This window comes from Streptomyces calidiresistens, assembly GCF_014141525.1.
In the GTDB taxonomy this organism is placed as follows: Bacteria; Actinomycetota; Actinomycetes; order Streptomycetales; family Streptomycetaceae; genus Streptomyces; species Streptomyces calidiresistens.
The window spans coordinates 1-3758 of sequence record NZ_VKHS01000555.1 but is presented as its reverse complement, the minus strand read 5'-3'; the positions used below and the strand labels follow the sequence as shown (position 1 = coordinate 3758).

The 3758-nt window shown below is 76.5% G+C and carries 4 protein-coding genes; 1 reads left to right on the top strand and 3 read right to left on the bottom strand.

The window, feature by feature from the left end; genetic code table 11:
* Positions 1–213 precede the first annotated feature (213 nt).
* Positions 214–597 (bottom strand): hypothetical protein, encoded by a 384-nt coding sequence (locus tag FOE67_RS19450; RefSeq protein ID WP_182666058.1) that lies wholly within the window; start codon positions 595–597, stop codon positions 214–216.
* 106 nt (positions 598–703) lie between these two features.
* On the opposite strand from FOE67_RS19450, the gene FOE67_RS19445 reads away from it, so the two are divergent.
* The gene (locus FOE67_RS19445) at positions 704–901 is read left to right on the top strand and encodes a hypothetical protein (protein ID WP_228474055.1); all 198 of its coding nucleotides are present in this window, start codon (positions 704–706) and stop codon (positions 899–901) included.
* A gap of 254 nt (positions 902–1155) precedes the next feature.
* Here FOE67_RS19445 and hutH read toward each other — a convergent pair whose 3' ends face one another.
* Complete coding sequence (hutH, locus tag FOE67_RS19440; protein WP_182666055.1) at positions 1156–2775, bottom strand: histidine ammonia-lyase; 1620 nt, start codon at positions 2773–2775, stop codon at positions 1156–1158.
* Positions 2776–2786: 11 nt separating this feature from the next.
* A partial coding sequence (locus FOE67_RS19435) for a GGDEF domain-containing protein (RefSeq protein WP_182666053.1) occupies positions 2787–3758 on the bottom strand: 972 nt, incomplete at its 5' end.

The window sequence follows — 3758 nt, the reverse complement described above, 5'->3', positions numbered from 1 at the left end:
GGGCACGGGCGGGCGGCCGACGCGGGGTGAGCGGCGGGGCGACCCGACCGGCGGCACCCCCACCGCGACCCGACGGCGGACCGGCGGGCCGACCGGCCCCGAACGGGGGTCGGGAACGATCGGCGACCGCGACCGGCGTCCCGCGTCGGGAGGTGCGCGGGGAGGACGTCGGCCGACACGGGCCGGTGCGGGGCGGCGCGGCCCGCAGGGGTGTCAGGCGCTGCCGTTGAGCCGGCCGTGTCCGTCGGTCCCCGCTCCGGGGCTCCCGTCGGGCCCGTTCTCCTCGTACTCGTCGTCGTACTCGTCGTCGAGCCAGGAGTCCTCGTCGTCCGCGTCGACGGTCTCGCTGCTCCAGGAGGCGCGGGCCAGTTCGACGCCGGGCAGGCCGTCGACCAGTTCGATGGGGTCGACGAGATAGGCGATGGCCTCCGCGGGGTCGCGGCTGACCGCCTCGCCGGCGGGGCCGCGTTCCTCGTCGGGGAGGAGTTCGTCGGCGTGGATGCGCGCCAGCGCCGTGCGGGTGAGGCGTTCGATGTCGGCCACCTCCAGGAGCAGGTCGACGCGTACCCTGACCCGGCCGATTTCCTCTGGTGTCATGGGGGTGAGGGTATGCCCGTGGCCGGTCGAGTCTTCCCCGCGACCCGCGACGCGCCGTAACATCGCTCACCACGCCCGCGAACCGCAGCAATCCCCGGGAGCCCCCGTGGCCGAGCACCGCCGCATGTCCGATCGTCGCCCCCTGTTGACGGGGGTGGTGTCCGCGGTGGTGTTGTGCGGGGTGTGGTTGATGCCGTCCGCGCACGCCGGGCCGGATGTGGGGGACGGCGGGCCGGGGATCGGCACGGTGAGCGAGTCCGTGGAGGGGCCCGGGACGTCGGCGCCCCGGCCGCCCGCCGACTGACGGGGATTCGCTTCCGGAACGTCCCCCGCGATCGTTCCCCCGGCTCGATGGGCCGCCGGGAGCGGGCGGGGAGGGCGATCGGAATGACCGGTTCCGCCGCATTGGACTTCCCCGATCATCCGATCGCCAAACGTGATTCCCGTCACATCAGTACTCGGCCCGAGGGGCGCTTTTCGGCCGGCGGGGATCCCTCACCGGGGTCCTCGTGCGATCGCCGCGGGCCCCTCGGGCCCCCGTCCCGGGGCCGACCGGGCTCACTCGCCGGGAGGCACCAGGGGACCGGTGACCTCCTCCACCGCCCGGGCGAGCGCCCCGGAACGGACGAACCCCGTCGCCGTCTCCAGTTCCGGCGCCAGATGGCGGTCCGGCCCCGGTCCCGGCACCCCGGCCGCCCGCAGCGCGGCCACCGCCGCCCGGGCCGCCGGCCCCGGCCGCAGCCCCTCGGCGGTCTCCCGCAGCTCCAGGGCCCGGGTCGCCGCGCACAGCTCGACGCCGATCACCCGGGCCAGCCCGTCCACGGCGGTGCGCAGCTTGCGGGCGGCGGACCAGCCCATCGAGACGTGGTCCTCCTGCATCGCCGAGGAGGGGATGGAGTCCACCGATGCGGGTACGGCGAGCCGCTTGAGCTCGGAGACCAGCCCCGCCTGGGTGTACTGGGCGATCATCAGCCCGGAGTCCACGCCCGGGTCGTCGGCGAGGAAGGCGGGCAGGCCGTGCGAGCGCCGGCGGTCCAGCAGCCGGTCGGTGCGGCGTTCGGCGATCGAGGCCAGGTCGGCGACGGAGATGGCGAGGAAGTCGAGCACGTAGCCGACGGGGGCGCCGTGGAAGTTGCCGTTGGACTCCACGCGCCCCATGCCCGCCCGGTCGGGGTTGTCCACCCGGGCGGCGTCCGGCTCGTCGAGGACGTCGAAGAGGACGACCGGGTTGTCCACGGCGGCGGCGAGTTCGCGTTCGGCGACCAGGCGGGCGTGCGCGAGGGTGTCCCGGCCGGCGCCGGAGACCTGCGGCGCGCAGCGCACGGAGTAGGCGTCCTGGACGCGCGGCTCCTCGTCCTGGTGGTGGCCGAGGAGTTCGGAGCCGGCCAGCACACGGCGCATGACGGCGGCGGAGGCGGCCTGTCCGGGATGCGGGCGCAGTGCGTGCAGGGCGGGGTCCAGCACGCGGTCGGTGCCCATCAGCGCCTCCAGCGTCAGGGCGGCGGTGATGTCGGCGGCGGTGTGCAGGGTCTCCAGGTCGGCGCAGGCCATCAGGAGCATGCCGAGCATCCCGTCGGTGCCGTTGAGCAGCGCCAGCCCTTCCTTCTCGTGGAGTTCGAGAGGGGTGAGGTCGTGCTCGGCGAGCAGTTCGGCGGCGGGGCGGATCCGGCCGTCGGGCCCCTCGGCCTCCCCCTCGCCCAGGAGGGTGAGGGCGCAGTGGGCCAGCGGGGCGAGGTCGCCGGAGCAGCCGAGCGAGCCGTACTCGTGGACCACGGGGGTGATGCCCGCGTTGAGCAGGTCGGCCAGGGCCCGGACGACGACGGGGCGGACGCCGGTGCGTCCGGAGCACAGGGTCTTCAGGCGCAGGAACATCAGCGCCCTGACCACCTCCCGCTCGACCCGGGGGCCGGTGCCGGCGGCGTGCGAGCGGACGATGTGGTGTTGGAGGCGGACCCGCAGGTCGGGAGCGATGTGCCGGACGGCCAGGGCGCCGAAGCCGGTGGAGACGCCGTAGACGGGGTCGGAGCCGGCGGCGAGGTCGTCGATGATCCGACGGGAGGCCGCGACGGCGGTCAGGGTGCGGTCGGGGATGCGGACGCGGGCGTCGTGCCGGGCGACGGCGAGGACGTCCGCCGGCGTGGTGCCGGCCGGGTTCACCACCACGGTGTGCATGGACATATTCAGGCACCCTACGGGGTGAATCGCGACTCGTCACGGGGTGTGGCGCGGACCGCCTTCCGGCTGCCGGCCGCGCCGCGCAGGGCCCGGCGGTCGGGGGTGCGGGGGCCGGCGGCGTCGGCCAGCAGGACCACCTCGCGGCCGATGTCGCCGCGACCGGCCACCACGGGTTCGAGCAGGCCGTCGGTCTTGGCCCGGTACTGGGCGGCGTCGGCCAGGCGCAGCAGGCGGCGGGCGGTCAGCGGCGGGCCGATGGCCTCGTCGGTGCCGGCCAGTCCGCAGGCGGCGCCCCCGGTCCCGCCCGCGATCCGCCCCGGGCGGGCGGGGCGGGCCGGGCGCCCGGCGGCGGGCGGCCCGCCGTCGGGCGCGGGCGCGTCGCCCTCCGGGGGCGAACCGCCGTCGGCTGCCCCGCGGGGCACCGGCGGGCCCGGGATGCCGGCGAAGCCGGGCGCCGCCGCGCGGCGGCAGATGTGGCGGGCGGCGTCGAGGAGTTCGTCCCCGTCGGCGCCGACGGACAGCAGGCAGAACTCGTCGCCGCCCAGACGGGCGGCGAGGGCGCCGGGCAGTCGGCGGGCGCTCTCCGACAGCAGGTCGGCGAAGGCGCGCAGCAGGCGGTCGCCGGTGGCGTGGCCGAGGGTGTCGTTGACCTGCTTGAGGCCGTTGAGGTCGAAGACGGCCAGGCGGACGGAGGTGCCCTCGCGGTGGTGTTCGGTCAGGGCCTCGGCGAGGCGGTCGTCGGCGCAGCGGCGGTTGGCCAGCCCGGTGAGCGGGTCGGTGCGGGCGAGGCGGTGGGCCTCGTCGAGGCGTTCCTGCTGGGTGAGGGCGGCGCCCGCCAGGGCGGCGAGGGCCCGCAGGAGTTCGAGGTCGGCGTCGGCGAAGGCCGGGTCGCCGGACGTGCGGCGGGCCCGCAGTTCCCCGCGCAAGCGGTCGGTGACCGGCAGGGGCACGGTGAGGCGGCGGGGGTCGGGGCTGTCTCTTATACA